This window comes from Stenotrophomonas sp. GL_111, assembly GCF_057835245.1.
The window spans coordinates 928907-954703 of sequence record NZ_CM174421.1 but is presented as its reverse complement, the minus strand read 5'-3'; the positions used below and the strand labels follow the sequence as shown (position 1 = coordinate 954703).

Here is a 25797-nt window from a genome sequence, read left to right as displayed (position 1 = left end):
GAATCTCCGCTGGGCGATGCCCATTTACTGTGAAGGTGGCCGTGCCTGGCCTGGGGAACCTTTCCGTGCCGGATCGGTGGGATCCGGGCGCACGAGCGCCGGATCGAAAGTGTCGGGGGAGCGCATATGGGACCCACTCGCCGATACATCGGCGGGGTCGACCACCTGCTGCGGCGCCTCATCCAGCGGTCGCGGCCATCCGCGCCCGGCCAGCAGGTCGCCAAGCACCCCATTATCGCCTGTCAGCAGCGGCTTGCCCAACTCCGCGCCGGGCAGTTGCGCCATATTCACCTCCGGCAGGGCCATCGGCATCTGCTGAAGGTTGGGCATCTGCGGCATGTCGGGCATCGCCGGCATCTTGGCCTGCATCCAGTTCACCCCGGGGCTGAGCATGGCGCGCAGGTTGGAATCGCGCCAGGCCGCCTCGCGCGGCAACGGGGTGTAGGACGCCACCAGCAGCAGCGCGCAGCCGATCAGGGCCCCGCGGGCCACGCCCAGCGCCCCACCCATGGCCCGGTCGGCGCCATTGAGGCTGGTCGAGCGCACCGCCTGGCGGATCACCAGGCCGATCGCCCACACCGAGACCATCACCAGCAGGAACACACTGAGGTAGCCAGCGAAGAAGTGCCCGGTGCCCGGTGCGGCCGGGGCCGACCACCAGCGGGCCGCGGTCTGGCCGAACATCAGCGCCGCCCAGCCGCCGAGCAGCCAGGAGAACGTGCTGATGACAATGCTGACGAAGCCGCGCATCACCCCGAGCAGGGTCGAGATGCCGATCACCGCCAGCAGCACGAAATCGATCATGCGCACCCTCCATTGAAGGGCTTTCCGGCCTCAGGGCACGGGCGCATGGCGCGCATCAGGGATGCGGCCGGACCATGCCGGCCACGCCGACCTTGGACGCAACCTGGGCCTTGAGGTTCTCCGCCTCGGCACGGTTGGCGACCGGGCCGACGCGCACGCGGTTGAGCGTGCCCTTGTCGGTGCGTACCTGCTCCACGAAGGCGCTGAAACCGGCGGCGCGGACCTTGTCGCGCAGCGCGTTGGCCTCGGCCGGCTGGCCGAAGGCACCCAGCTGCACGGCAAAGCCGATGCTGCTGGCCGCCGGAGCCGCCGGGGTGGCGACCGGCTTGGCCGCCGTGGCTGCGGCCGGATCAGGCTTGGCCGGGGTCGGCTTGGGTTCGGGCTTGGGGTCGGCCGGCTTGACCACCGGTTTGGCGGCGGCCACCGGCTCGGCGGGCAGCGCTTCGGTCTTGACGGTGTTGCCGGCAGCAGCCGCGGCGCTGGCGCTGGACGCGCTTGGCGCGGTCGCGGCAGGCGTGGCCGGTGCCGTAGCGACGGCCGTATCGGCGCGCGCGTCCAGGGTCACCACTTCGGCCTTGACGTCGTTGCGCACCTTCACCGCTTCCAGGCGCGCGGCCTCGGCCTGGGCACGGTCGGCGTACGGACCCACCCGCACCCGCCACGCCGGGCGGCCATTGACCGTGGCCGGTTCGCTGAATCCGGGCAGCTGCGACTTCTTCAGGAAGGCGATGACCGCCGCGGCGTCGGCCTGGCTGCCATAGGCGCCGAAGCTCACCGCGTAGTTGCCGGCGGCGACCGCCGGTGAGGTATCCACCGTTGCCATGGCGGCAGCGGCGCCGTTGTCCTGCAACGGCTGGGTGCTGGAGGCCCCGCTCTGCAGCCCGGTGGCGCCCCCGGTCGGGGCGACCAGCGGCAGCTCACGGGTCTGGAACTGACCATCCGACGGCGTTGCCGGCGCATCGATCGGCACATTGGCCACCCCGCTGTCCGGCGCAGGGCCTTTGACCAGCATGGGCAGGAAGATCACAGCCAAAGCCACCAGAACGATGGCACCAATCAGTCGCTGTTTCAGAGGAGTATCCACGGAAGGCAGGCAGGGCGGCGCGGCGGAATGCCACGGCGATTATACGGGTGTACGCGTGAGCGGCGTCTGCTGCGGCTGAACGGCACACCCGGTGTGATGCACGGCGCGGCTCAGGGCGATGCCTGCAGCCAGTGCAGCGCTTGTGCGGCGGTGTGGAACGAGCCGAATACCAGCACGCGGTCACCGGCCTGCGCGCCCGCCAGGGTCTGCTGCAGGGCCTGCTCGACACTGGCATGACAGGTTGCGCTGGCCGCAGCAGTGGCCTGCAACCGAGCCTGCAGCGCCTGCGCGCTTTGCGCGCGCGCGCCGTCCAGGCCCGCCAGGTGCCAGACATCGACCCGCTCGGCCAAGGCCTCGACCACGCCTGCGGCATCCTTGTCCGGCAGCGCGGCAAACACCGCCAGGGTGCGCCCAGCTACCGGGGTGGCCTTCAACGAGTTCGCCAGTTCACGCGCGGCCTGCGGGTTGTGGCCGACATCGACCAGCACCTCCACGCCGTCGCGATCGAACGCCTGCAGACGCCCGCGGATACGCGCGGCGGCAACACCGTCGGCAATCGCCGCGCGCGGCAACGGCTTGTCCAGCGCGCGCAGCGCGGCAATCGCCGAGGCGGCATTGCGCAGCTGGATCGGGCCACGCAGCGCCGGCACCGGCAGCTCGATGCGGAAGCCGACATCGCGCCAGCGCCAGCGCTGGGCATCGATCTCATCAACAAAGAAATCACTGCCGCCGCGGATCGCATTGGCGCCCAGCACGTAGGCACGCGCCAGCACGCTGGACGGCGGGTCGGTCTCGCCCAGGATCACCGGCTTCCAGCCACGGATGATGCCGGCCTTCTCGGTACCGATCGCCTCGCGGTCTTCGCCCAGCCAATCGCTGTGGTCGATGTCCACGGTGGTGATCACCGCCACATCGGCATCGACCAGGTTGACCGCGTCCAGGCGCCCGCCCAGGCCGACTTCCAGCACCGCCAGATCCAGCCCGGCCTGGGTGAACAGCTGCAACGCGGCCAGCGTGCCGTATTCGAAGTAGGTCAGCGTGGTGTCACCGCGCGCATCCTCGATGGCATTGAAGGCCGCGATCAGCGCCTCATCCGAAGCATCCTCACCATCAATGCGCACCCGCTCGTTGTAGTGCAGCAGGTGCGGCGAGGTGTATGCGCCCACCTTCCAGCCGGCGGCGCGCGCGATCGCCTCGATGAAGGCCACTGTGGAGCCCTTGCCATTGGTGCCACCGACCACGATGCAGTGCGCGGCCGGCTGCGCCAACCCCATCGCCTGCGCGACGCGGCGCACGCGGTCCAGCCCCATGTCGATGGTGACCGGGTGCTGCTGCTCGATGTAGGTAAGCCAGTGGGAAAGGGTCAATGGGCGGTGGGACACGGCGTGGATTCCAGATGAACGTGCATGACCGTGGCTCCAAACCAGGAGCGCTTGCCGGCCAGATGGGCGGTGACGGGTTGATGGGGGTATCGATGATAAAGCCTGCGCTCGATGCACACACGGCTGCTTAAGCCCTGCTTGAGCGACGGCCCGGTGATCGATGCGCATCCGCGGGCTCCGCTACGGGTGTGAACCGGATGCACCTGCGTGTACGGCGCCCCGGCCCACTGGGTGAACAGCCAGGGCAGCGTGCGCGTGGCGATGCTCCAACTGACTACCCCGACCAGCAGCGGCATGATCGCCATCGCGAACAGATAGCGTGCAGGTTCGGCATGAATGCCCCGCCTGCCCGCTTCGGTGTTCAGCGCGCCGCGCCAGAGCCAAAGCGCGATGACGGTTCCCAGCACCAGGAAGAGCGCCATGCTGCAGGGGCCGGCAAGCACTGGGCGTGGCAGGAACTCGACCCATAGACCGAATGCCGCCAACCCCGCCAGGCTGGCGGCCACCCACGGCAGCCAGCCAGGTCGTGCGGCCGGCGGGCCCGCATGGCGGGTCAGCCAACAGCTGAGCCGCAGCATCCACCCCTGCCGCATTTACAGCGCGCGGTGCTTGGCTTCGCCGAAGAACGGGGTGTGGTGCGCGCAGTCGTTCAGGCGCACCACTTCGAGCTGGTCGATCTCCACGCCTTCGAGCAGGTTCAGCGTGGTCGGGGCCTGGCGGAAGGTCCACAGCCGCGACAGCGGCAGGCCGAGGATGCGGCACAGGATCACCCGGTTGACCGCGTCGTGCGCGACCACCAGCAGGGTGTCGTGTTCGCCCAGGCCCTCGGCGGCGCGGGCCAGGCCGCGCCAGCTGCGCTCCAGCACCAGTCGCAGCGATTCGCCACCGGGCATCAGCACGGTGTCGGGTTCGTCGCGCCAGGCCTGCAGGCGCGAGGGGTCCTTTTCATTGATTTCACTGGCCAGCAGCCCTTCCCACTCGCCATGGGCGATTTCCTGCAGGTCCGGCTCGGTCAGCAGCATCGGGGCACGCTCGGCGCCGAGCGCCAGCTGCGCGGTGCGTTGCGCACGTGACAGCGGCGAGGCCACGGCACGGGCGATGTCGACCGACTTCAGGCGTTCGCCCAAGGCCTGGGCCTGGGCTTCGCCGATCGGCGACAACGGGATATCGATCTGGCCTTGGTAGCGGCCTTCGGCATTCCACGGCGTTTCGCCGTGACGGGCAAGCAGGATGCGCATGCGAACAAGGGGTCCTTGGGGGGAGGCGTACTGCTGTCGCGATCGTTCACACGATGTGAACGATCGAGGGGGATCCGCATGATACCCCGTGCGGGCCGGGCGGACGCTGAGGCGGTGGTGGCGGCCGCAACGAAAAACCCCGCGGCTTTCGCCGCGGGGTTTGAAGGACTTACTTGGCCAGGTTCAGCTCTTTCAGCAGCTGCGGCGCGGGCGCCACTTCCTGCATGATCCACTGCATGTAGCGGCTGTCGACGGTGATCATGCGGGTCATCACCGGGTCGAACACCCAGTTGGAGCTGACCGACTCCCAGTTGCCATCGAAGGCCAGGCCCACCAGCTTGCCGTTGGCGTCGAGCACCGGCGAGCCGGAATTGCCGCCGGTGATGTCCAGGTTGGACAGGAAGTTCACCGGCACCGAGCCGATGCGCTTGTCTTCCAGGCCGCCATAGCGCTTGGCCTTGACCGCATCCAGCAGCGCCTTGGGCGAGTCGAACGGATCGGCACCGGTTTCCTTGGCGACGATCCCTTCCAGCGTGGTGAACGGGGTGTAGGCCACGCCGTCCTTGGGGCTGTAACCCATCACGTTGCCGAAGGTGATGCGCAGCGACAGGTTGGCGTCCGGATAGACGAACTCGCCCTTGCTCTTCTTGTAGTCGGCCAGGGCCTGCAGATACAACGGACGGGCCAGCAGCGACTCGCCTTCGCGGGTCTTCTTCTGCTCTTCGAGCTTGAGCAGCGCCGGCGTCATCGCCACGGCGTACTGGATCGCCGGATCGGTGCTCGCTTCGAAGGCGGCACGGTCGGCCTTGAACCACTTCAGGCGCTCGTCCAGGCTGCCCAGCTGCGTGCCGGCCAGCTTGCCCACCAGCGCATCCACGGCGGCCTTGTCGCTGCCGGCCAGCCACTGGTTCAACACCGCGTTGTCGCGCTGTGCGGCCGGCAGGGCGACGTACTGGCCCAGCCAGTACTGCTGCAACTGCTGGTCCATGGCGGCCACGTAGCGGCGGTCCATCTGGCGCAGGCTGCCTTCGATGGTCGGCAGGTCGCGCTCCTGGTAGCCGGCTTCCCGGGCGGCGTCGGCCTTGCTGCGCTCGATCGACAGGCGGTACAGGGTCAGCGCGGCGTTCACCGCGGCGGTGTTGTTGAACTGTGCGACGAACATGTCGCGCTCACGCGTGGATTTGCTGGTATCCAGGTGCTTGACCAGTTGCGCATGCGCAGCCAGCGCCGGCTTGCCGGCCGCGCCCTGCTGCTTCAGCCAGGCCAGCACGGCGGCTTCTTCGGCCTGCTTCTGGCCGGCCGCATCGATGCGCTTGAAGCCGTCCAGCTGGCCCTGGTAGTTCTTGGCCGTGTTGTTGAGGCCGGCCATGGTGGCGGCGTACTTCACCTTGATGTCGGCATCGCGCTGGCCGGCCTTGCCGATCAGGTCGATCACGGCGTTGTAGTGGCGGGCGATGGTCGGATAGGTCCAGCTGGCGGTTTCGTTGAACTCACCGGCCAGGGCATAGCGGTTGGTGCGGCCCGGGTAGCCGGCCACCATCACGAAGTCATCGGCGCCGAGCGGTTTGTCGGCGAACTTCAGGAAATGCTTGGGCTGGTAGGGCACGTTGTCGGCGGCGAATGCGGCCGGCTTGCCGTCCTTGCCAACGTAGGCGCGGTAGAACGAGAAGTCGCCGGTGTGGCGCGGCCACATCCAGTTGTCGATATCGCCGCCGAACTTGCCCACGCTGCCCGGGGGCGCGTAGACCAGGCGCACGTCCTTGATTTCCAGGTTGCGGAACAGGCGGTAGGTGTTGCCGCCGGAGAAGCTGTACAGGCGGCAGCGGAAGCCGGCGTCGGCCTCGCAGGCGGCGGTCTGGGCCTTGTCGAAGGCCTCCAGCGCGCGGGTGCGGGCCAGCGGGTCCTTGCCGGCCGAGGCGATGGCGGCCTTGGCCTGGTCGGTCACGTCGGTGATCTGGTCGAGCACGAACACACGGGCGTTCGGGCCGGCGCTGAGCTCGTCCTTCAGGGTCGGCGCGTTGAAGCCATCCTTGATCAGGTTCTTCTCGGCGGTGGAATTGAGCTGGATCGCCCCGTAGGCGCAGTGGTGGTTGGTGACCACCAGGCCCTGCGGGGACACGAAGCTGGCGGTGCAGCCGCCGAGTGCGACCACGGCGCCCATCGGGTCGCCGGTCAGGTTGGAGATCTGCTCCGGGGACAGCTTCAGGCCAGCCTGCTTGAGCGGGCCGGCAATCTCCGGCAGCTGCTGCGGCACCCACATGCCTTCGGCGGCATGGGCGAGCTGGACCAGCCCGAGGCTGGCGACGACGGAGAAAGCGAGCAGATTCGAGCGCATTGGGCAGCCCCTGGTGAAAGAACCGCCGAGTGTAGCCCAGCCCCCTGCCCCGGCCCGAACCCCGGAAGTCATGGGCGGCCGTGCGCGCCAAACCACCCGCGCTGCAACATAGGGAAACTGCGTCCGGCTCTATAATCCGCGTTTTCCCCCTGATGAGTTCCACCCGATGGCGCAGCAAACGATGAAGGCCCTGGTCAAGCGCGAAGCCGCCAAGGGCATCTGGCTGGAAGAAGTCCCGGTTCCCACCCCCGGCCCGAATGAAGTCCTGATCAAGCTGGAAAAGACCGCCATCTGCGGTACCGACCTGCACATCTACCTGTGGGACGAGTGGAGCCAGCGCACGATCAAGCCGGGTTTGACCATCGGCCACGAGTTCGTCGGCCGCATCGCCGAGATCGGCCCGGGCGTGACCGGCTACGAGATCGGCCAGCGCGTCTCCGCCGAAGGCCACATCGTCTGCGGCCACTGCCGCAACTGCCGTGGCGGCCGCCAGCACCTGTGCCCGAACACGGTGGGCATCGGCGTCAACGTCAACGGCGCCTTCGCCGAATACATGGTGATGCCGGCCAGCAACCTGTGGCCGATCCCCGACCAGATTCCGTCCGAACTGGCCGCCTTCTTCGATCCCTACGGCAACGCCGCGCATTGCGCGCTGGAGTTCAACGTGATCGGCGAGGACGTGCTGATCACCGGCGCCGGCCCGATCGGCATCATCGCCGCCGGCATCTGCAAGCACATCGGTGCGCGCAACGTGGTGGTCACCGACGTCAACGACTTCCGCCTGAAACTGGCCGCCGACATGGGCGCCACCCGCGTGGTCAACGTGTCCAACACCTCGCTCAAGGACGTGATGAAGGAACTGCACATGGAGGGCTTCGACGTGGGCCTGGAAATGAGCGGCAACCCGCGCGCCTTCAACGACATGCTCGACTGCATGTACCACGGCGGCAAGATCGCCATGCTCGGCATCATGCCCAAGGGCGCTGGCTGCGACTGGGACAAGATCATCTTCAAGGGCCTGACCGTGCAGGGCATCTACGGCCGCAAGATGTACGAGACCTGGTACAAGATGACCCAGCTGGTGCTGTCCGGCTTCCCGCTCGGCAAGGTGATGACCCACCAGCTGCCGATCGACGATTTCCAGAAGGGCTTCGACCTGATGGAACAGGGCAAGGCCGGCAAGGTCGTTCTGAGCTGGAATTGATCCGGCGCGGCACCGGTAGGTACCGACCGTTGGTCGGTACGCTCCCCGCAAACGAAAAAGGCGCCTTACGGCGCCTTTTTCATGCCCGCTGAAGCGTCAGGTCATTTGCCCACGGCGACAGTGAATACCACGCGGTTGTCGGCGAGCTTGCCATTGTTGTCGCGGCCGGCGCCATCGGTGCCGTGGTAGCCCAGGCCCAGGTTGAACAGACCGAACTGGCGGCTGACGCCGACGCTGAAATCGGTGTAGTCCTTGCCCGTCGCGGTCTCCAGCGTGGTGCGGCCGACGTTGGCGTTCAGCGTGAATTCCTGCGGCAGGCCCCATTCGCCGCCCACGGCGTAGTACCAGCTCTTGGTGTCCGAACCGGAGATATCGTTGGTGTAGGCCACAGTGAGCTTGTACTGCTCGGCGAACGTGGTGGTGGTGATCAGCTCGTTGTAGTTCAGTTCGCTGGCACCGGGATAGGTGTAGCGGTTGAGCAGCACGTCGAAATTGACCTTGTCGCTGACATCCACGCCGTAGCCGATCAGGTAGTCGATCTCGGTACTCGGGTCGCCCGGCCCGAAGTCCACGCCCGAACCCCAGACACCGGCATACAGGCCCACCGGCGAGGTGTAGGTGAAACCGGCCTGCAGGGTCGGGTCCTCGTCGGTCTGCGAAATGCCGCGGAACACGTAGTCGGAGACGGCGGTGACGTTCCAGCTGAACGGAGATTCGGCCTCGTCCTGGGCACTGGCGGCGAACGGGGCAAACAGGGCGGCGCAGAGCACAGCGGCGGCGGTACAGCGCGTGGCGTGGTTCATGCGGGGTCTCTCCGGGGCGGTGGGGGTGGGCGGAACGGCGCGGTTTACAGATTTTTAACCTGATTGATATTGCGATGCAACAATCACGTGCATGGCCCGCTCCGCCAACCGGCCGCGCCGGGACAGCCCCGGCGGCGGCGGCGGCAGGTAAAATCCCGGGTTCCCCGTGCTGATGACTGCCTGCCATGACCGATGCCACGACCGCCCCGCTGACCCAGCACTACGTTGAGGAACTGGAGGCGATCCGCGCCCAGGGCCTGTTCAAGTCCGAGCGCATCATCACCAGCCCGCAGTCGGCCGAGATCACCCTGGACGATGGCCGCACGGTGCTCAACTTCTGCGCCAACAACTACCTGGGCTTGGCCGACCACCCCGACCTGATCCAGGCCGCCAAGGACGCGCTGGATACCCACGGCTTCGGCATGGCCTCGGTGCGCTTCATCTGCGGCACCCAGGACCTGCACAAGCAGCTGGAAGCGCAGATCGCCGGCTTCTTCGGCAAGCAGGACACCATCCTGTACGCGGCCTGCTTCGATGCCAACGGCGGCCTGTTCGAGCCGCTGCTGGGCGAGAACGACGCGATCATTTCCGACGCGCTCAACCACGCCTCGATCATCGACGGCGTGCGCCTGTGCAAGGCCAAGCGCTTCCGCTACGCCAACTGCGACATGGCCGACCTGGAAGCCCAGCTGCAGGCCGCCGATGCCGCCGGTTGCCGGACCAAGCTGATCACCACCGACGGCGTGTTCTCGATGGACGGTTTCATCGCGCCGCTGGATGAAATCACCGCCCTGGCCAGGAAGTACAACGCGCTGGTGCACATCGACGAATGCCATGCCACCGGCTTCCTCGGCGCGACCGGCCGCGGCTCGGCCGAGGTCAAGGGCGTGCTGGAAAAGATCGACATCATCACCGGCACCCTGGGCAAGGCCATGGGCGGCGCGCTGGGCGGCTTCACCTGCGCCAGCGCCGAGGTGGTCGAGCTGCTGCGCCAGCGTTCGCGCCCGTACCTGTTCTCCAACTCGCTGCCGCCGCACGTGGTCGCTGCCGGGATCAAGGCCTTCGACATGCTGGCCGCCGCCGATGACCTGCGCAGCACGCTGGCCGACAACACCGCCTACTTCCGCGAGAAGATGACCGCCGCCGGTTTCGATGTGAAGCCGGGCGTGCATCCGATCAGCCCGGTGATGCTGTACGACGCGCCGCTGGCGCAGAAGTTCGCCGAGCGCCTGCTCGAGGAAGGCATCTACGCGATCGGCTTCTTCTTCCCGGTGGTGCCCAAGGGCCAGGCCCGCATCCGCACCCAGATCAGCGCCGCGCACAGCCGCGCCCATCTGGACCGCGCCATTGATGCGTTCACCCGGATTGGCGTGGAACTGGGTGTGATCAAGGGCTGAGGAATGCCCCCGGTAGCGCCGAGCCATGCTCGGCGGATCGGGGTTGCCTGGCTGGGGGTGCCGAGCATGGCTCGGCACTACCTTTGCCGGGTTATTTTTTCTTTTTCTTCTTGTCCTTGGCCTGGTCCTTGCTGGCCACCACCACCGGTGCGGCCACCGGGCGATCCTGGCCGTTGCCCTTGGCCACGCGGATACCGTTGGCCTTCATCCAGGCATCGAATTCATCGGCGCTCATGCGCTTGTCGCCTTCGCTCATCATGAAGCGATAGCTGCCGCGGCCGTCGAGCTCGGGCGTCTTTACTTCCACCACTTTGTCGCTCGCCGGCGGCGTCGCCTTGGAGGCCTGTTTGTGGCCGCCGCAGGCGGTCAGCAGCACGGCCGGCAACAACAGGCAGGCGCCGCGGAACAGGGAACGGGTGAGCAGGTTGGCATGCATGGGGGAATCTCCCGGTAGTGAATGGAACGTCGGGTTCAAGGCCATCCATTGCCTGGGTCGGTCGGCCTGCGCGTCAGCGGCAGGCCACGGCATCACAGGGTGGCCGCAGCGCCATCGGCCGCGGCGTTGAGCAGGTCCAGATCCTGCGCGGTCAGTTCGCGCCAGGCGCCTTTTTCCAGCGTGCCCAGCGGCAGCTGGCCAATGGCAACGCGCACCAGCCGCAGCACGTTGATGTCAAAGGCCGCCAGCAGGCGCCGGATATGCCGGTTGCGTCCTTCCTCCAGCACCACTTCCAGCCAGGCGGTGCGCTCACCGCTGCGCAGCAGCGCGGCGCGGCGCGCGCGCAGGAATTCACCGTCATCGGTGATGCCTTCGCACAACGCCAGCAGCTGGTCGGCATCGGGAACGACATCGATCTGCACGTGGTAGGTCTTGTCCGGGCCACTGGCGGGATCGGTCAGGCGCGCGGCCCACTGCGGGTCGTTACTGAACAGCAACAGGCCTTCACTGGCCTTGTCCAGCCGCCCCACCGGCGCCAGCCACGGCAGCGCGGTGCCATCGAAGCAGCGGTAGACCGTGTCGCGCCCGCGCTCGTCGTGGGCGGTGGTGACCAGCCCGCGTGGCTTGTTGAGCATCAGGTAACGGCGCGCCGGTGCATCCAGCGCGTGGCCGTCGACGCGCACGTGGTGGCGCCCTTCGACGATCGGAAATTCGGGGTTGTGGATCACCCGGCCATCGACCGTGACCCGGCCGTCCAGGATCCAGCGCGCGGCCTCGGTGCGCGAACACAGCCCGGCCTTGGACAGCACGCGGGCCAGCCCATGCCGCGGAGCGGCCGGCGCGGTGCCAACGGGGTTTGCCGGCGACGCACGCCGCTCGGGGCGGCGTGGTCGTGATGCAGGCGCGGCGGGGGGCCGGCGTGTGCTCATCGTGGTCCGCGCAGGGCGGCTTACTTCTTCTCGCCCGGCTTGGTTTCAGCCGGTGCTTCAGCGGCGGCGGGCACCGCGGCCGGGGCCGGGCGCGCCTTGACCACGCGCACACCGCGCGCCTTCATCCAGGCGTCGAATTCCTCGGCGGTCATGCGCTTGCCGTTCTGGCTCATGTCAAAGCGCCACGGCGTGTTGTCGAACTCGGTCTGCGGCTTGTAGGCGGCCGGATCATTCGGCTTGATCGCCGGTGCGCCCGGCATCGCCTTGGCGATGTTCTGGCAGCCATCGATGCGCAGGCGCTGCAGCACGCGGTCCAGCGACTGCTGCTGATCGAAGTTGGAGGTCAGCACGCCTGCGGGCATGCCGAGCTGCACGTTGCGGATGTACAGCTCTTCGGCAACCGGCGCGATCGCGGTGGCCGGCAACGGCAACGGGGAGGCGCTGATGGCGTGGGCCGAGCAATCCACGGCTGCGTAGGCGGAGGGAACCAGGGCCAGGCCAAGCGTGGCGGCCAGTGCGATACGCAGCATGGGATGCATCCAGGAAAGGGGTCGACGCGGCGAGTTTAACAGCGCCACAACGGCTTTCAAGATCCCACATTCAATGAATACGGCAATTTATTGAATTTATTGCTGATTTTCTACTGGGGAGCACAAGGCGGCTGGGTCGGACGGTGCTGAGAAGCCACCGCTGCTGTTGTTGTTGACCTGGGAGTGAGACACCCCAGGGGGAGAAGCGCAAAAAAAAGGGCCCGGCAATGCCGGGCCCTCTTCTGAGGCTGTACTACCAGAAGGATTAGTTCTGGACGTTCAGCTCGGTACGACGGTTCTTTGCACGACCTTCCGGGTTGTCCGAGCCATCCGGGTTGGTGTTCGGCGCAATCGGACGGCTCTCGCCGTAGCCGATCGGGCCCACCAGACGCGAAGCGGACACGCCGTTCTTGGTCAGGTAGTCATACACGGTGGTGGCGCGACGCTCCGACAGCTTCTGGTTGTAAGCGTCGGTACCCTTGGAATCGGTGTGACCGGCAACTTCAACGCGCAGATCCGGGTAACGCTTCAGGATCTCGGTGGCTTCGCTCAGGATCGCCACGGCGTCCGGACGCAGGGTCGCCTTGTCGAAGTCGAAGTTCACGCCCTTCAGATCGATGGAGACCGGAACCGGGCAACCGTCCGGACCGATGGTCTGACCCGGCTGCGAGTTCGGGCACTTGTCGTCGCAGTTGTTGACGCCGTCACCGTCGTCATCCAGATCGGCGCAGCTCGGCGCAACCGGAGCCGGAGCAACGGCAGCAGCGACCGGGGCCGGGCCCAGCGGGATCACGACGCCGACCGAAGCCAGCACGTCGCCGAACCAGCTTTCGTCACGGGCAGCGCGGCTCTGGTCGTCGAAATCAGCGCGGTAGGCCACTTCGGCGCGGACAGCAACGCGCTTTTCGAAGGTGGTCTGCAGGCCGACGCCGACCTTGGCGGCGAAGTTGCCGTCCTTGCGGTCACGCGGACCGCTGGCGTCGAAGAGGTATTCCTCTTCCGACTTCTGGTAGCCCAGGCCTGCCAGCAGGTACGGGTTCCAGCCACGGCCTTCGGAGATGAAGTGGCGACGCAGGTCGACCGAGACGCCGTACTGGCTCCAGTTCAGATCCTGGTTGGCATCGAAGTTCGGATTCTGGTAGTTCAGCTCACCGTCCAGCGACCAGTTGGGGCTGATGAACTTACCGAGACCCAGGGTCACGAACGGAGCGTCGTTGGTCAGACGGTCGTTATCCTGGAAGTTGAAGCCGGCCGAACCGGTCAGGTACCAGCGGTCGTCAAAATCCTGCGCCGATGCAGCCTGGGCGAAAGCCAGACCGCCCAGCAGCGCGGCAGTAAGGATCTTCTTGTTCATTGAGTACAGCTCCTATTTCGGGGGTATGAAACCGGTAGAGGCATGGGCCAGCACTACTGCGTCATTTTCAGACTGCCGATTCAGCACGCCACCGCCGCGAACATTATGCTCAGGCGGGTGAAGGTGATGTTAACAGTCCCGTAACATGTGAAGGCGAGCGCCAGACCCCTACCCGCTCCAGCTGGTGGCACCCTATACAGGTTGATGAAAATGCGCAAGACCCAGCAATGGCAAGGCTTTTGCGGTTTTTGCCGGGTTTTCAGCGGCCTGCGACGGTATTCACGCGAAAACGCTCCCACACCTTGATTCAGCGCAAGAACAGGTTTGTCAGCACCCGTATGATGAAGGTGTATCCACCACCGGAGCTGCCATGAAAGCCGTGGGTTTGACGCATTACCTGCCGATCGACGACCCCGCCGCGCTGCTGGATCTGAACGTCGCCGATCCCGGCCCACCACAGGGGTTCGACCTGCGGGTTCGGGTGGAGGCCATCTCGGTCAATCCGGTGGACACCAAGCAGCGGGCGCCGCGCGCGCACCGCGAAGATCCGCCGCGGATACTGGGCTATGACGCCGCCGGCGTGGTGGAAGCCGTGGGGCCGGACGTCACCGCATTCGCACCGGGCGATGAGGTGTATTACGCCGGTGATGTGACCCGGCCAGGCTGCAACGCGCAGTGGCACTGGGTGGATGCGCGGCTGGTCGGGCGCAAGCCGGCCACGCTGGATTTCGCCGAGGCCGCCGCACTGCCACTGACCACGCTTACCGCCTGGGAACTGCTGTTCCAGCGCATGCCACTACAGTTTGATGACCGCCGTCATGTCGGGCAGACGCTGCTGATCATCGGCGCGGCCGGCGGCGTCGGCTCGATCGCGATCCAGCTCGCCCGCCACGCCGGCTTCACGGTGGTGGCCACCGCCTCACGCGCGGCCTCGCAGCAGTGGTGCCGGCAGATGGGGGCCGACCACGTGATCGATCATCGCCAGCCCTTGCCGGCGCAGTTGCAGGCGCTGGGCATCAGCGAGGTGCAGGTGGCCCTGAACCTGGCCGACACCGACCAGTATTGGGACGTGCTCGGCGAGCTGCTGGCCCCGCAGGGGCATGTCGGGTTGATCGTGGAGCCGCGTGGCGCACTGCGCATCGGCGATCCCTACAAAGCCAAGTGCATCGGCATCCATTGGGAATTCATGTTCGCCCGGGCGCGCTTCCGTACCGCGGACCGGATCGAACAACACCGCATCCTCAACCGCGCCGGCAGCCTGGTCGACGCCGGCGAACTGCGCAGCACGGTCAGTGCGCATCTCGGGCCGATCTCTGCCGCCACACTGCGCGAGGCCCACCGGCAGCTGGAAAGCGGCGGCGTGGTGGGCAAGCTGGTGCTGTCCGGCTGGGCGTAGGCGGCCGCGGAACCGGGCCGGGGCACATCACACCGGCCATTGCTCCAGCCGCCACGCCGAATCCCAGAACATCCACTCCAGCGTTGCCGCCGTGGTGTAGGCCTGCTGCATGCGGTCACGCGTGTCGGCATCGACCCGTTCTGCGGTTGCATCCAGGGTGGCGATCATCGCCCGCACCGCGCGGTGGAAGTCCTCACCGGCATAGGTATCGATCCAGGCCTGGTACGGGTTGCCCGCGCTCGCCCGTGCATGGATGTCACGCCCCACTTCGGCATAGATCCAGAAGCACGGCAGCAGTGCCGCCAGCACCACCGGATACGGCGCGCTCCAGGCAGTCGATTGCAGGTAGTGCACGTAGTGGTGGCAGGCCGGCGACAGCGGCGTGGCACTGAAGGTGGCGGCATCGATGCCGAAGTCGCGCATGAAGCCGTCGTGCAGGCTGCGCTCGACCACGATGGCCACTTTGGCGCCCTCGGCGAACTGCACGATCGCATCGGGATGGTCGGCCTTGGCCGCCGCCAGCGCCAGCGCGCGGCCGAACGCGATCAGATAGTGCGCATCCTGGATCATGTACTGGCGGAAACGCGCCGGAGCCAGCGATCCATCGGCCAGGCCTTGGTTGAACGGCATCGTGCGGATGCGCTCGTACAGCCCGAGGTTGTGTTGCCAGACATCGTCGCTGAAGCGCATTGCGGTCATTCCTGCAGGATCGAACGAGCCCGGATTGTAGGCGAGCATTGGCCTGCATCTGTATCTGTCGGCGTGCTCCGGGGCGGCCTACAGTCGATGGCCCCTTCCGATGAATCCGACATGCCCACCTCCCTGCCCCTGCGCCTGTTGCAACTGCTGCTTGGTCTGTTCCTGTACGGCTTCGGCGCGGCGGTGATGATCCGTGCCGCGATCGGGGTGGCACCGTGGGATGTGCTCTCGCAGGGCATCGCCGCACAGACGCCGCTGTCGTTCGGGCTGGCCACCAACGTGATCGGTGCGCTGGTGCTGCTGCTGTGGTGGCCGATCCGGCAGAAGCCCGGCGTGGGTACCGTGCTCAACGTGCTGCTGATCGGCCCCAGTGCGCAGTTCGGGCTGTGGCTGCTGCCGGAGGTGCAGGGGCTGGCCTGGCAGGTACCGGTGTTCGTGCTCGGCCTGCTGATGGTGGCCCTGGCCACCGGCCTGTACATCGGCGCGCGGCTCGGCCCCGGCCCACGCGATGGCTTGATGACCGGGCTGCACGCCCGTACCGGTTGGCCGATCTGGATCGTGCGCAGCCTGATCGAAGGCACCGTGCTGCTGATCGGCTGGCAGCTCGGCGGCAACGTCGGCGTCGGCACCCTGGCCTTCGCCCTGTTGATCGGGCCGCTGTGCGGCTACACCCTGCCCTTGTTCGGGATCCGCAAGGCGGTGCAAGCGCCGCGGCCGGCCACCCCGTAGAGCGTGTGCCGACCAACGGTCGGCACCCACCGCTCGTCCATCAGACACCCCGCATCCATCAGACCAGGAGCCCCCCTGAGTCAGGGGGGCGCCGCGCAGCGGCGGGGGTCTGGAAGAGAAGGATGGGGCCCAAGGTTTGCGGCGCAAACCTTGGGCAAGCGCGAAGGGTGCCGCGAATGCCCCCCCCTTGCGTGCAGGGGGCATTCGCGGCACCCTTCGCGCTTCCGTACGCAAGCGTATCGACATGTCGCCAGCCGCCGAATCCTCCGCCTACCCCCATCTGTTCGCCCCGCTCGACCTGGGCTTCACCCAGCTGCGCAACCGCGTGCTGATGGGGTCCATGCACACCGGCCTGGAGGACCGCGCCCGCGATTTCCCGCGTCTGGCCGCGTACTTCGCCGAGCGTGCCGCCGGCGGGGTCGGGTTGATCGTCACCGGCGGCTTCGCACCGAACGTGGTCGGCTGGCTCAAGCCGTTCGGCGGCAAGCTGTCCTGGCCCTGGGAAGTGCGCCCGCACCGCCAGGTGACCGCGGCGGTGCACGAACACGGCGCCAAGATCTGCCTGCAGTTGCTGCATGCCGGCCGCTACGCCTACCACCCCTTGTCGGTGGCGCCATCCAAGCGCAAGGCGCCGATCAACCCGTTCACGCCGCGCGCGCTGTCGGCCGCTGGCGTCGAGCGCCACATTGCCGACTACGCGCGCAGCGCGCGGCTGGCCCGTGAGGCCGGCTACGACGGCGTCGAGGTGATGGGCTCGGAAGGCTATCTGATCAACGAGTTCATCGCCCCGCGCACCAACAAGCGCAGCGACCGCTGGGGCGGCGATGCCGCGCAGCGGATGCGCTTTGCGGTGGAGATCGTGCGCCGCATCCGCGAGGCGTGCGGGCCGGATTTCATCATCATCTACCGGTTGTCGCTGGTCGACCTGGTCGAGGACGGCAGCAACTGGGACGAGATCGTGCAGCAGGCCAAGGCGATCGAAGCTGCCGGTGCCACCCTGATCAACGCCGGTATCGGCTGGCATGAGGCGCGCATCCCGACCATCGCCACCTCGGTGCCGCGTGCCGCCTTCGCCGGGGTCACCGCCAAGCTCAAACCGCATGTGCAGGTGCCGGTGATCGCCACCAACCGCATCAACATGCCCGACGTCGCCGAACGCATCCTGGCCAGCGGTGGCGCGGACATGGTGTCGCTGGCGCGGCCGCTGCTGGCCGACCCGGAATGGGCCAACAAATCCCGCGCCGGGCGGCCGCAGGCGATCAACACCTGCATCGCCTGCAACCAGGCCTGCCTGGACCACGTGTTCGAGAACAAGACCGCCAGCTGTCTGGTCAACCCGCGCGCCGTGCATGAAACCGAACTGGTCTACCGCCCGGTTGCCAGCGCCAAGCGCATCGCCGTGGTGGGCGCGGGGCCGGCGGGGCTGGCCTGCGCCACGGTCGCCGCCGAACGCGGCCACACCGTCACCCTGTTCGATGCGGGCAGCGAGATCGGTGGCCAGTTCAACGTCGCCAAGCGCATCCCGGGCAAGGAAGAGTTCCACGAGACCCTGCGTTACTTCCGCCACCAGCTGGCGCAGACCGGGGTGGAGGTGAAGCTGGACACCGTCGCCGACGTCGCCAGCCTGGCCGGCTTCGACGAAGTGGTGGTGGCCACCGGCATCTCCCCGCGCCGGGTCGACTTCCCCGGCGCCGACCATCCGATGGTGGTCAGCTACCTGGACGTGCTGCTGGGCAAGGTGCAGGTGGGCGCCGAGGTGGCGATCATCGGTGCCGGCGGCATCGGCTTCGACGTCGGCGAATTCCTGGTCCACGCAGGCGGCGACTCCTCCGCGCTGGACCCGGCGCGCTGGATGGCCGAATGGGGCGTGGACCCCAGCTTCGAAAGCCGTGGCGCGCTGGCCAAGGCGGCCCCGGAAGCCCCCGCACGCAAGGTCTGGCTGCTGCAGCGCAGCCCGGGCAAGCCGGGCGCCCGCCTGGGCAAGACCACCGGCTGGATCCATCGCGCCACGCTCAAGGCCAAGGGCGTGAAGATGCTCGGCGGCGTGGAGTACCTGGGCGTGGACGCGCAGGGGCTGCGCATCCGCATCGATGGCCAGGAACAGACCCTGACGGTCAGCCATGTGGTGGTCTGTGCGGGCCAGGAACCGCGCCGCGACCTGCACGCCGCACTGCTGGCCGCCGGCATCAACGCGCACCTGATCGGCGGTGCCGACGTGGCCGCGGAACTGGACGCCAAGCGCGCCATCAAGCAGGGCAGCACCCTCGCCGCTGGGCTCTGAACCCGGCCGATGACAACATGAATAGGGGTCCAGATCACTGATCCGGCCCCTACCCCGAAGCTGAATGTCAAGCTTCCGGGTTCAGGACGCATTGGGAAATGGCCCCCTATCGTGCGCCAACTTTCCCGCTCACCACCCAGTTCGAGTGAGCGCGCGGTCCCCCCTTCTTGTTTGGGACCGCCCCCGGGGCGACCCCGATGGTCGCCTCCCCATGACGCCAAGTCGTGCCCCGCCGTCGTCCGAATGATCGGATGCACAGCCAGGTGCGGCCCACACGGAGCAAGGAGATACATGAAACTGGCCTGGATTCTCTGGCTGTCGCAGTTGTTGCCGCAGCCGGCCGCCGATTCGTTGTGCCTGAGCACGACGGTCTACCTCGAAGCGCGTGACCAGACCCTGCGCGGCCAGCAAGCCGTTGCCGAGGTGGCCCTGCGCCGCCTGGACAGCGGCCTGTGGGGCGACTCGATGTGCCAGGTGGTCACCGCGCGCAAGCAGTTCGCCCCGACCATCGTGGCCCCCGGCACCCAGCTGGGCAACGCCGACGCGTGGCAGGAAGCGATGACCGTGGCCTTCGATGCCGAGCGCAACTGGGCGCTGCCGGTGGGCGAGCGCAAGGAAATCGTGCCGGGTGCAAGCCACTTCGCCGCGTTGGCCATTGCCAACCCGAGCTGGCGCAATGCCTACCAGGTGGCCACGATCGGCGACCACACCTTCTATCGCGTGCAGAAACTCAAGCCACGCGCGTCGTAACGGTCTGTTACGGCAATACCGTTGAGGATGCGGGGGCCGCTCTGGAATAGTGAGCGATTGTTCCCCTCGCCATCCGCAATGGAGTTCCCATGAAGCTGTACAGCAAGCCCGGTGCCTGCTCCACCGCCGACCACATCGCCCTGCAGTGGACCGGCCAGCCGTTCGAGGTGGAACTGCTCGACAAGGACACCTTGAAGGCGCCGGCGTTCCTGAAGATCAACCCGGCCGGCTCGGTCCCGGCGGTGGTCGACGGTGATTTCACCCTGACCCAGAACGCGGCGATCATGGGCTACATCGCCGACACCTACCCGCAGGCGGGCCTGGCCGGCGACGGCAGCGCCCAGCAGCGCGCCGAGGCCACCCGCTGGCTGTCCTTCGTCAACTCGGACCTGCACCCCGCGTTCACCCCGCTGTTCGGGCCGGGCGCCTTCATCGGTGATCCCAGCCAGTACGACGCCGTGCGCGCCGCCGCGCAAAAGCGCCTGCGCGGGCTGTTCGAGCGCGCCGACAAGCAGCTCGCCGACCGCCCCTGGCTGGCCGGCTTCCGCAGCTTCGCCGACCCGTACTTCTACATCACCCTGCGCTGGGCGGCCGGCACCAAGGTCGACCTGAGCGGCCTGGACAACATCGCCGCGTTCAAGACCCGCATGGACGCCGATCCCGGCGTGCAGGCCACGCTGAAGGCCGAAGGCCTGAGCTGAGGCGTTCGAGGCGGTATGCCCAAGGGTGCAGCCACGCCATGCGTGGCTGCATTCCGATCCTGCAGCGCGCAGCCACGCGTGGCGTGGCGCTACCCTAGGGTTCGCACCACGTTGCCCTGCGCATCGCGCAGTTCGGTGGGCTCCACCCGGATGCGCAACCGGCCACCGGGCAGCGGGTAGGTGCCGCGCTGAGCATGCACGTGGGCCAGCAGCGCGCGCAGGGTGGCCGGGCTCAGTACGCAGCGCGCGCTGTCCTGCTCGAGCGCGACATGATCGACGTCGCCCGGCTCGAAGCGCCAGCTTCGCTCGCGGTCCGCCAGGGTCAGTGCACGGCCGTGGTCCAGCCGCAGTGGCAACAGCTCCAGCACACCCGGCACCTGGCCGGCGCCGAGCACCAGCTCGACGGTCTCACCTGCGGTGTCCCAGCCCAGGGTCTCGACAAACAGCATGCCGGTGGTCGACCCGTCGCGGGCACTGCCCGCTTCGACCGCCGCCGCCAGCGCCGGATCGGCTAGCAGCGAGCCACGCTGCAGGTCGGTGACCCACAGCGGCATGGCCGGTGCCAGCACGTCCAGCACGCCCTGGGTCGACCAGCGGCGCACGGCCGCCATTTCTTCATCGCTCAAGCCCACCACCTGCAGGAAGCGCACGCGGCCGTTGGCGGTGTCGCGCGCCGGCAGCTGTGGATCCTCGACCAGCGCCAGGTGGCGCAGCACGGTATCGGTGTCCAGCGCGATCGGGCCATTGGCATCCAGGTGGTGGCCGGCCTCGAACACATTGCCGCTGCTGAAGACATAGCGCGCCAGGTTCTGCAGCAGGCTCATCGGCCACACCGGCGGCGCGTCGTCTGCGCCCTGCCCCGGCGCGGCGGCCAGGCGGAAGGTCAACTCGAAGCCGTAGCCGCTGTCGGCCGCATCGTCGCTCTGCTTGTCGTACAGCTCCGAGAAACCGTAGGTGACGTAGTGCCAGTGCGGGCGCGGGGTGTCGGCCCAGTACACGCTGATGCCGTCCAGCGGGTCCTTGCCGCCCAGCGTGTAGGGCAGCGCCGTGCCGTAGTGCTTCGGTTCCTGGCCGGGGTAGATCGCGGTCAGGGCTGCGTTGATGGCATCCCAGCCCGGGGTGCCGTCATCGTCCTTCGTGGGGTCCATCGCGTGGCTCCTGCGGGTATAGCCAGGCAAGGTAACGCCGGTGCGCGGCGACCACCACCCTTCCCGAACGCCATGATTCAGCCAGGAACCGCGGCAGCCGTGTCCTCCCGCGGTGTTGCCGCGGACGCGGGTGCATCGAGCAGCGCATGCGTATCGCTCAACCAGCGGCTTGCCAACGCCGGGCTCTTCGCCTTGGACACCGCCGCCGCCATGTCCGGCCACAGCTTCTCCAACCCGGCCGCATCGGTGCAGCGTTCGATTTTCAGTTGCAGGAAGTAGCCCTTCAAGCCCAGATACCGGCGCACCGATTCACTCATCCAGTCGTACAACCGCTTGTACAGATCCGGATCCTGCTCGCGTCCGGCCGTGAGCGCGCGCGCGGCGGGCGGTGCGAGCGCGCCCCCGACCACTTCGATCAGTGCCATCTGCACCAACTGTGCGAGCGCATCCTCTGGCGCACGCAGCCCCGGCAACAAGGCGGTCAACGCATCGTCATCGCGCTGACCATCGACCATCAGCAGAATGGAACGCAGTCCCGGCGGCAGCCGCCGCGCACGGTCTTCGATTTCCTGACGGCCCGCAGCCGTCTTGGCATGGATGTACGCCATGTGTCCCCCTCACCTGGTGCAATGCCACACACGGCCGCCGTAGTGAACGGGTACTCGTGTGCCCCCTTGCAACCGTTCCGCCCTGTCCCCCGACGCGTGGCGATTGGCCATGAGCCTGAAACGATTGCCTCCGCAGCTTACCTGACGATTCCGGCGGCCGATAATGCGCTGCAGCAACGGCCTTCGGCGCTCCTCAGACGAGAGGTCGCCCCACCCTTGGCTACGATCGGCGCCTTGCCCACGCCATCAGCAGGCCAAATGACAGGCCGCCCAGCAGCGCCGTCAGCACGACCGTTGCAGCGCTCCGCTCGACACCCATGGCCGCGTCCAGCAACACCATCAAAGCCCCCCAGACGACACCGAACTCAATGCCGTACAGCGCCCAATTGAGGCCGAACGAGCGCTTGGCACCATCCGTCGGCAGCGCCACGCCCAGTGCCTTGCACAGCCACAACATCCATCGGGGTTCGCGCTTCATGTCGGCTCCTGATCTCGAACGCCGTCATGTTGTGGCGTTCCATCCGTGGATCCTGGAGCAATCGACCAGCAGGCTCCATATCCAGATGCGACACATGCAAATGAAATTTCCGAATCGGCGTGACGCCCGTTGAAGAATCAACCGTGGTGCATGGCGCCGCACCCGGCGGACGCCATACACGCACCGACATCGGCCGTTCCGCGGCTCAGCTCCCCAGCGCGCGCCGGATCTCATCCAACGCCGCCGGATCATCCAGGGTCGACAGATCGCCCGGATCGCGATCTTCGGCCAGCGCCTGCAGCGAGCGCCGCAGCAGCTTGCCCGAGCGTGTCTTGGGCAGCGCGTTGACGATGTGGATATGCGCCGGTCGGGCCAGCGCACCCAGCGATTGGGTCACCCGCTGCAGCATCTCGGTGATCACCGCACTGCCGTCGCCCTCCACCGCCTGGCGCAGGGTGACGAACACCAGCGGCACCTGGCCCTTGAGTTCGTCCTTGACCCCGATCACCGCAGCCTCGGCAACCAAGGGGTGGCCGGAGATGCACTCTTCGATTTCGCGCGTGCCCAACCGATGCCCGGCCACGTTGATCACATCATCGGTGCGGCCGAGGATGAAGGTGTAGCCATCCGCATCGCGGATGGCCCAGTCCAGCGAGCTGTACAGCAGCTCCTTGAAATGGCTGAAATAACTCTGGATGAAGCGGTCGTCGTCCTTCCACACCGTGCTCATGCAGCCCGGCGGCAGCGGCGGCGTCATCACCAGCACGCCCTTCTGCCCGGGTGCGACTTCCTCGCCGGTGTTCTCGTCGATCACCTTCATCCTGTAGCCGAGGTTGGGGAAGCCGGGCGAGCCAAAACGCACCGGCTTCATGTCCACGCCAGGCAGCAGGGTCAGCGCCGGCCAGCCGGTTTCGGTCTGCCAGTAGTTGTCGATGATCGGCTTGCCCAGCGCATCGTTGATCCAGTGCGCGGTGGGTTCGTCAAGCGGCTCGCCGGCCAGGAACACGTACTTGAGCGCGTCCAGGTCATGGCGGGTGATGAAGTCGGTGTCGTGCTTTTTCAGCACGCGGATCGCGGTGGGCGAAGAGAACAGCGTGCGCACGCCGTACTGCTCGCACAGCGCCCACCAGATGCCCGGGTCGGGATTCGTAGGCAACCCTTCGTAGAGCAGTGACGTGCAGCCGCCGATCAGCGGGCCGTACACGTTGTAGGAATGCCCGACCGCCCAGCCGACATCGGAGGTGGAGAACATCACCTGGCCGGGCTGGCAGTCGAACACGGTCTGCATCGACTGCGCCATCGCCACCGCATAGCCGCCCACATCACGCTGCACGCCCTTGGGCTTGCCGGTGGTGCCGGAGGTATACAGCAGGTAGCTGGGCTCGCTGGATTCCAGCCAGACCACCGGCACGTCCTGCTCGCCCACCTCGTCGCGCAGGGTGGCGTAGTCGACATCACGGCCGGTCACCTTCGGTTCGGCCGGGTCCAGGCCGCGCGAGACGATCAGCACGTGCGGCGGCGGCGAGTGTGCTTCGGCGCAGGCCGCATCGACCATCGCCTTGTATGGAATCACCTTGCCACCGCGCTTGCCCGCGTCGGCGGTGATCAGCAGTTTGGGTTCGGCATCATCGATGCGCAGCGCCAGGTTGTGCGCGGCGAAGCCGCCGAACACCACCGAATGGATCGCGCCGATGCGTGCGCAGGCGAGCATCGCAAACACCGCTTCGGCCATGTTGGGCATGTAGATGACGACGCGGTCGCCACGCTGCACATCCAGCCGCTGCAGTACGGCGGCGAAGGCATTCACTTCGCGGTACAGCTGGCGGTAGGTGATTTCGCGGGTGATGCCGGTTTCGCTGGAGATCGCCACCAGCGCCAGCTGGTCGGGGCGGTCGCTCAGATGGCGGTCGACGGCGTTGTAGCAGAGATTGGTTTCACCGCCGACGAACCAGCGCCGGAACGGCGGGTTGCTGTAGTCGAGGATCTGCTGCGGCGGTTTATGCCAGTAGATGCGTTTGGCTTCTTCGCCCCAGAACGCCTCGGGCTCATCCACCGAGCGTTGGTACATTTCTTCGTAGCGCATGACAGCCCTCCCAGACAAAGCCATGGCTTCGAGCATAGTCCGACGGCGACGCGCAAACCGCCCGACCTTGGTCGTAGGCGCGGCACCGCTGCACCGGACACGTGTCTTCGTTCACGGCCGTCGCGTGCGTCCGGGGCCCCGTGATGGCCGGCAGGTACCTGCGCGCCTGCCGGCCACCACGGGGCTCGGCTTGCGGAGCCACTGGGGAGAAGGCGCAAAAAAAACGCCGGGCAATGCCCGGCGTTCTTTTGATCAGTGACCGACCATCAGTCGGCACCTGTGCCCGCGTTGGATCAACCCAGCAGGTGGGCCACGCCAGCGCGCTCTTCTTCCAGCTCGGCCAGGGTCTTGTCGATGTACTTCTGGCTGAAGTCGTCCACCGGCAGGTCCTTGACCAGGGTGTACTCACCGTTTTCGGTGGTCACCGCGAAGCCGAAGATCACGCCTTCCGGAATGCCGTAGGAACCGTCGGACGGCACGCCCATGGTGACCCACTTGCCGTTGCTGCCCAGCACCCAGTCGCGCACGTGGTCGATGGCGGCATTGGCGGCCGAGGCAGCCGAGGACGAACCACGGGCTTCGATGATCGCCGCGCCACGCTTGCCCACGGTCGGGATGAAGGTGTTGGCGTTCCATTCCTGGTCGTTGATCGCATCGCCGACGGACGCGCCATCGACGGTGGCGAACCGGTAGTCCGGGTACATGGTCGGGCTGTGGTTGCCCCACACCACCAGCTTCTCCAGGGCACCGACCGGCTTGCCCAGCTTGGACGACAGCTGGCTCAGCGCACGGTTGTGGTCCAGGCGCAGCATGGCGGTGAAGTTGCGCGGGTTCAGATCCGGGGCCGACTTCATGGCGATGTAGGCATTGGTGTTGGCCGGGTTGCCGACCACCAGCACCTTCACGTTGCGGCTGGCCACCTTGTTCAGCGCCGCGCCCTGCGCGGTGAAGATCTTGGCGTTTTCCAGCAGCAGGTCCTTGCGCTCCATGCCCGGGCCGCGCGGACGCGCGCCGACCAGCAGGGCGACGTCGGCATCCTTGAAGGCCACTTCGGCGTCATCGGTGCCGACCATGCCGGCCAGCAGCGGGAAGGCGCAGTCTTCCAGTTCCATCATCACGCCGCGCAGGGCGGCCTGGGCCTTGTCGACCGGCAGCTCGAGCAGCTGCAGGATGACCGGCTGGTCCTTGCCCAGCATTTCGCCGGAGGCGATGCGGAACAGCAGGGCGTAGCCGATCTGGCCGGCGGCGCCGGTCACGGCAACACGAACAGGTGCTTTCATGGGGATTTCCTCTGCTAAGAAGCGTAGTGCCGGCCGCTGGCCGGATAAGTAGCTGTGTGGGAGATGGCCGCGCGGGCGGGGACAGACCTGGCGGGGCGGCCGGAACGCAGAAACGGCCCCCTTTACAGGGGGCCGTTCGAGTGTTGGA

General features: G+C 67.2%; 24 protein-coding genes. 7 read left to right on the top strand and 17 right to left on the bottom strand.

What is annotated here, in order from left to right; genetic code table 11:
* Positions 1-24: 24 nt before the first annotated feature.
* The 6 genes from AC3IPM_RS04295 to AC3IPM_RS04270 all read right to left on the bottom strand — a co-directional run bounded on the left by AC3IPM_RS04295 (position 25) and on the right by AC3IPM_RS04270 (position 6843).
* Positions 25-804, bottom strand: a complete 780-nt coding sequence (locus tag AC3IPM_RS04295) for a CvpA family protein (protein WP_489302696.1) — start codon at positions 802-804, stop codon at positions 25-27.
* Positions 805-859: 55 nt separating this feature from the next.
* Positions 860-1888, bottom strand: a complete 1029-nt coding sequence (locus tag AC3IPM_RS04290) for an SPOR domain-containing protein (RefSeq protein ID WP_489302695.1) — start codon at positions 1886-1888, stop codon at positions 860-862.
* Positions 1889-1998: 110 nt separating this feature from the next.
* Positions 1999-3270, bottom strand: coding sequence for a bifunctional tetrahydrofolate synthase/dihydrofolate synthase (gene folC / locus AC3IPM_RS04285; RefSeq protein ID WP_489302694.1), 1272 nt, complete (start codon positions 3268-3270; stop codon positions 1999-2001).
* Positions 3252-3692: a hypothetical protein gene (locus AC3IPM_RS04280; protein ID WP_489302693.1), complete on the bottom strand. Its 441-nt coding sequence runs from the start codon at positions 3690-3692 to the stop codon at positions 3252-3254. The genes folC and AC3IPM_RS04280 overlap by 19 nt, the downstream gene beginning before the upstream one ends.
* 171 nt (positions 3693-3863) lie before the next feature.
* A complete protein-coding gene (locus AC3IPM_RS04275) occupies positions 3864-4508 on the bottom strand; it encodes a histidine phosphatase family protein (protein ID WP_489302692.1) in 645 nt (214 codons plus the stop codon).
* A gap of 169 nt (positions 4509-4677) precedes the next feature.
* Positions 4678-6843: a S46 family peptidase gene (locus AC3IPM_RS04270; RefSeq protein WP_489302691.1), complete on the bottom strand. Its 2166-nt coding sequence runs from the start codon at positions 6841-6843 to the stop codon at positions 4678-4680.
* 181 nt (positions 6844-7024) lie between these two features.
* Here AC3IPM_RS04270 and tdh point away from each other — a divergent pair, with 181 nt between their 5' ends.
* On the top strand, positions 7025-8047 hold the full coding sequence (gene tdh / locus AC3IPM_RS04265; RefSeq protein WP_489304010.1) for an L-threonine 3-dehydrogenase: 1023 nt from the start codon (positions 7025-7027) through the stop codon (positions 8045-8047).
* 101 nt (positions 8048-8148) lie between these two features.
* On the opposite strand, the gene AC3IPM_RS04260 is transcribed toward tdh, so the two are convergent.
* The gene (locus AC3IPM_RS04260; RefSeq protein WP_489302690.1) at positions 8149-8850 is read right to left on the bottom strand and encodes a TorF family putative porin; all 702 of its coding nucleotides are present in this window, start codon (positions 8848-8850) and stop codon (positions 8149-8151) included.
* 185 nt (positions 8851-9035) lie between these two features.
* Between AC3IPM_RS04260 and kbl the strand changes: the two genes are divergently transcribed.
* A complete protein-coding gene (gene kbl / locus AC3IPM_RS04255; protein ID WP_489302688.1) occupies positions 9036-10247 on the top strand; it encodes a glycine C-acetyltransferase in 1212 nt (403 codons plus the stop codon).
* A gap of 91 nt (positions 10248-10338) precedes the next feature.
* Here kbl and AC3IPM_RS04250 read toward each other — a convergent pair whose 3' ends face one another.
* The 4 genes from AC3IPM_RS04250 to AC3IPM_RS04235 form a co-directional block, all read right to left on the bottom strand.
* On the bottom strand, positions 10339-10683 hold the full coding sequence (locus AC3IPM_RS04250; RefSeq protein WP_489302687.1) for a hypothetical protein: 345 nt from the start codon (positions 10681-10683) through the stop codon (positions 10339-10341).
* Positions 10684-10775: 92 nt separating this feature from the next.
* Positions 10776-11612 (bottom strand): pseudouridine synthase, encoded by an 837-nt coding sequence (locus AC3IPM_RS04245; protein WP_489302686.1) that lies wholly within the window; start codon positions 11610-11612, stop codon positions 10776-10778.
* Between the two features lie 20 nt (positions 11613-11632).
* A complete protein-coding gene (locus AC3IPM_RS04240) occupies positions 11633-12142 on the bottom strand; it encodes a hypothetical protein (RefSeq protein ID WP_489302685.1) in 510 nt (169 codons plus the stop codon).
* A gap of 265 nt (positions 12143-12407) precedes the next feature.
* A complete protein-coding gene (locus AC3IPM_RS04235; protein WP_489302684.1) occupies positions 12408-13496 on the bottom strand; it encodes an OmpA family protein in 1089 nt (362 codons plus the stop codon).
* Between the two features lie 370 nt (positions 13497-13866).
* On the opposite strand from AC3IPM_RS04235, the gene AC3IPM_RS04230 reads away from it, so the two are divergent.
* Positions 13867-14892 (top strand): zinc-binding alcohol dehydrogenase family protein, encoded by a 1026-nt coding sequence (locus tag AC3IPM_RS04230; RefSeq protein WP_489302683.1) that lies wholly within the window; start codon positions 13867-13869, stop codon positions 14890-14892.
* A 27-nt stretch (positions 14893-14919) separates the two neighbouring features.
* Here the strand turns inward: AC3IPM_RS04230 and tenA are convergent, their stop codons facing one another.
* On the bottom strand, positions 14920-15582 hold the full coding sequence (tenA, locus tag AC3IPM_RS04225; RefSeq protein ID WP_489302682.1) for a thiaminase II: 663 nt from the start codon (positions 15580-15582) through the stop codon (positions 14920-14922).
* 120 nt (positions 15583-15702) lie between these two features.
* Here tenA and yczE point away from each other — a divergent pair, with 120 nt between their 5' ends.
* The 4 genes from yczE (at position 15703) to AC3IPM_RS04205 (ending at position 20052) form a co-directional block, all read left to right on the top strand.
* Positions 15703-16320: a membrane protein YczE gene (yczE, locus tag AC3IPM_RS04220; RefSeq protein ID WP_489302681.1), complete on the top strand. Its 618-nt coding sequence runs from the start codon at positions 15703-15705 to the stop codon at positions 16318-16320.
* Positions 16321-16564: 244 nt separating this feature from the next.
* The gene (locus AC3IPM_RS04215) at positions 16565-18601 is read left to right on the top strand and encodes an oxidoreductase (RefSeq protein WP_489302680.1); all 2037 of its coding nucleotides are present in this window, start codon (positions 16565-16567) and stop codon (positions 18599-18601) included.
* Positions 18602-18892: 291 nt separating this feature from the next.
* On the top strand, positions 18893-19351 hold the full coding sequence (locus AC3IPM_RS04210; protein WP_411850035.1) for a cell wall hydrolase: 459 nt from the start codon (positions 18893-18895) through the stop codon (positions 19349-19351).
* Between the two features lie 89 nt (positions 19352-19440).
* Positions 19441-20052 carry a glutathione S-transferase N-terminal domain-containing protein gene (locus AC3IPM_RS04205; RefSeq protein ID WP_489302679.1) on the top strand — a complete coding sequence of 204 codons (612 nt, stop codon included), beginning with the start codon at positions 19441-19443 and terminating at the stop codon, positions 20050-20052.
* 89 nt (positions 20053-20141) lie between these two features.
* On the opposite strand, the gene AC3IPM_RS04200 is transcribed toward AC3IPM_RS04205, so the two are convergent.
* The 5 genes from AC3IPM_RS04200 to AC3IPM_RS04180 form a co-directional block, all read right to left on the bottom strand.
* Complete coding sequence (locus AC3IPM_RS04200) at positions 20142-21200, bottom strand: suppressor of fused domain protein (RefSeq protein WP_489302678.1); 1059 nt, start codon at positions 21198-21200, stop codon at positions 20142-20144.
* A 77-nt stretch (positions 21201-21277) separates the two neighbouring features.
* Entirely contained in the window at positions 21278-21808 is a 531-nt protein-coding gene (locus AC3IPM_RS04195) for a hypothetical protein (RefSeq protein ID WP_489302677.1), read from the bottom strand.
* A 220-nt stretch (positions 21809-22028) separates the two neighbouring features.
* A complete protein-coding gene (locus AC3IPM_RS04190) occupies positions 22029-22286 on the bottom strand; it encodes a DUF6404 family protein (protein WP_489302676.1) in 258 nt (85 codons plus the stop codon).
* Positions 22287-22491: 205 nt separating this feature from the next.
* Positions 22492-24369 carry a propionate--CoA ligase gene (gene prpE, locus AC3IPM_RS04185; protein WP_489302675.1) on the bottom strand — a complete coding sequence of 626 codons (1878 nt, stop codon included), beginning with the start codon at positions 24367-24369 and terminating at the stop codon, positions 22492-22494.
* 293 nt (positions 24370-24662) lie between these two features.
* The gene (locus AC3IPM_RS04180; protein ID WP_489302674.1) at positions 24663-25649 is read right to left on the bottom strand and encodes a malate dehydrogenase; all 987 of its coding nucleotides are present in this window, start codon (positions 25647-25649) and stop codon (positions 24663-24665) included.
* Between the last annotated feature and the right edge of the window lie 148 nt (positions 25650-25797).

Coding starts and splice junctions, on each gene's coding strand:
- AC3IPM_RS04260 (WP_489302690.1), bottom strand. CDS start 8,850: ATGAACCACGCCACGCGCTGTACCGCCGCCGCTGTGCTCTGCGCCGCC.
- AC3IPM_RS04295 (WP_489302696.1), bottom strand. CDS start 804: ATGATCGATTTCGTGCTGCTGGCGGTGATCGGCATCTCGACCCTGCTC.
- AC3IPM_RS04195 (WP_489302677.1), bottom strand. CDS start 21,808: ATGGCGTACATCCATGCCAAGACGGCTGCGGGCCGTCAGGAAATCGAA.
- AC3IPM_RS04210 (WP_411850035.1), top strand. CDS start 18,893: ATGAAACTGGCCTGGATTCTCTGGCTGTCGCAGTTGTTGCCGCAGCCG.
- AC3IPM_RS04180 (WP_489302674.1), bottom strand. CDS start 25,649: ATGAAAGCACCTGTTCGTGTTGCCGTGACCGGCGCCGCCGGCCAGATC.
- AC3IPM_RS04250 (WP_489302687.1), bottom strand. CDS start 10,683: ATGCATGCCAACCTGCTCACCCGTTCCCTGTTCCGCGGCGCCTGCCTG.
- AC3IPM_RS04215 (WP_489302680.1), top strand. CDS start 16,565: ATGTCGCCAGCCGCCGAATCCTCCGCCTACCCCCATCTGTTCGCCCCG.
- prpE (WP_489302675.1), bottom strand. CDS start 24,369: ATGCGCTACGAAGAAATGTACCAACGCTCGGTGGATGAGCCCGAGGCG.
- AC3IPM_RS04270 (WP_489302691.1), bottom strand. CDS start 6,843: ATGCGCTCGAATCTGCTCGCTTTCTCCGTCGTCGCCAGCCTCGGGCTG.
- AC3IPM_RS04240 (WP_489302685.1), bottom strand. CDS start 12,142: ATGCTGCGTATCGCACTGGCCGCCACGCTTGGCCTGGCCCTGGTTCCC.
- AC3IPM_RS04190 (WP_489302676.1), bottom strand. CDS start 22,286: ATGAAGCGCGAACCCCGATGGATGTTGTGGCTGTGCAAGGCACTGGGC.
- AC3IPM_RS04200 (WP_489302678.1), bottom strand. CDS start 21,200: ATGGACCCCACGAAGGACGATGACGGCACCCCGGGCTGGGATGCCATC.
- AC3IPM_RS04245 (WP_489302686.1), bottom strand. CDS start 11,612: ATGAGCACACGCCGGCCCCCCGCCGCGCCTGCATCACGACCACGCCGC.
- AC3IPM_RS04275 (WP_489302692.1), bottom strand. CDS start 4,508: ATGCGCATCCTGCTTGCCCGTCACGGCGAAACGCCGTGGAATGCCGAA.
- yczE (WP_489302681.1), top strand. CDS start 15,703: ATGCCCACCTCCCTGCCCCTGCGCCTGTTGCAACTGCTGCTTGGTCTG.
- AC3IPM_RS04280 (WP_489302693.1), bottom strand. CDS start 3,692: ATGGCGCTCTTCCTGGTGCTGGGAACCGTCATCGCGCTTTGGCTCTGG.
- AC3IPM_RS04230 (WP_489302683.1), top strand. CDS start 13,867: ATGAAAGCCGTGGGTTTGACGCATTACCTGCCGATCGACGACCCCGCC.
- AC3IPM_RS04205 (WP_489302679.1), top strand. CDS start 19,441: ATGAAGCTGTACAGCAAGCCCGGTGCCTGCTCCACCGCCGACCACATC.
- AC3IPM_RS04235 (WP_489302684.1), bottom strand. CDS start 13,496: ATGAACAAGAAGATCCTTACTGCCGCGCTGCTGGGCGGTCTGGCTTTC.
- tenA (WP_489302682.1), bottom strand. CDS start 15,582: ATGCGCTTCAGCGACGATGTCTGGCAACACAACCTCGGGCTGTACGAG.
- kbl (WP_489302688.1), top strand. CDS start 9,036: ATGACCGATGCCACGACCGCCCCGCTGACCCAGCACTACGTTGAGGAA.
- tdh (WP_489304010.1), top strand. CDS start 7,025: ATGAAGGCCCTGGTCAAGCGCGAAGCCGCCAAGGGCATCTGGCTGGAA.